At 45.3% G+C, this 1111-nt stretch carries 1 protein-coding gene; it reads right to left on the bottom strand.

All coding sequences use genetic code 11. The features are described 5' to 3' along the window. The coding region (locus AC2VE5_RS28300; protein ID WP_486890826.1) for a type ISP restriction/modification enzyme at positions 1–1111 on the bottom strand (1111 nt) is incomplete at both ends.

Genomic DNA, 1111 nt, shown 5'->3' with positions numbered 1-1111 from the left:
TGCTCTTCCGATCTACCTGGTAGCCGCCAATGGCGTAGTCCCAAACCCTAGCAGGAATATTTTTCCAGTAAGCGACATCATTCAGATAAATGTCGCAAGTACCCTTACCAAGCTGTTGAATGGCATTGTCTATCAGGTTTTGCTCCTCTGAGCTGTAGTTTCGCTCAACAATTCGGCCCTTTCCAGGCATGGTGATGCCATTTTTGCCTGCGTGCCCCCAGCCTGCGGTGAGCGAAAAGTCATTATTCGGATCAAGGTTACCATCTCCCATACGGGAAACTACCGCAATGGCTTGTAGTGCTGAACGAATTCTACCGGAGGTAACCCCAGAAACTGGATTTTCCGTATCAAGAAGAGCAGCCACTTGACGACCTAACTCAGCCGAGGCCATGAGCATTTCCCGGTTGTCAGGCAGCGGAATTCGAGGCCAGTTATTGCGAATACCATCGGCATTTTCTTCCAGGTAGGCAGGTGAATAACCGATGGCGAGGGCATGCATCCAAATTAGCCCAGCCGTCTCAACATCAGTATCAGGCTCAGTAATTCCTAACTGGGCAAGGTAAATACGGACATCCTCCGAGAGGTTTGCGGTGATCTTTACTTCTTCAATGTCTGTAATTCCCTCAATTTCCATCTGCCTAGCAGGCTTACTCGTATCGATAATTACAGAACGTAATTGAATTGGGAAGTAGTAAGCATGCCCTCTTAAAAAATCATTGTCTCCAAGAACCTGAGTGCAAAAGAGTGGAATACCTTCTGGCTTAGCTATACCACTAGGACGACTCATCAAAAAGGAGTTTCCTTGCCAGAGTTGTGCGTAGAGAGTTGGTCTAGGTTCATTCCAAAGAGGTCTTACTCCACTGTAGTAGCACCAACGAGTATCAAACGGACGAAGAGCATAACGGCATAATCGATCAGAATCATATACTTCTGAATTTAGAATTTTTATCCGTGCTTTCTCTGCATTGAATCGAGCTGCATCTTTTGTTAACCGTGTATCTGATTTCTTGATTATGTCCCAATGAATATCGAGGTCGTAATACTTCCTCATTTGCTCTGCAAGAGCATCTTTGTCAATATCAATTAATGCTCCACCACGTTTTTCAAATAG

Source organism: Aliterella sp. E5.1, assembly GCF_057473825.1.
This window is presented reverse-complemented; position numbering and strand designations above follow the sequence as displayed.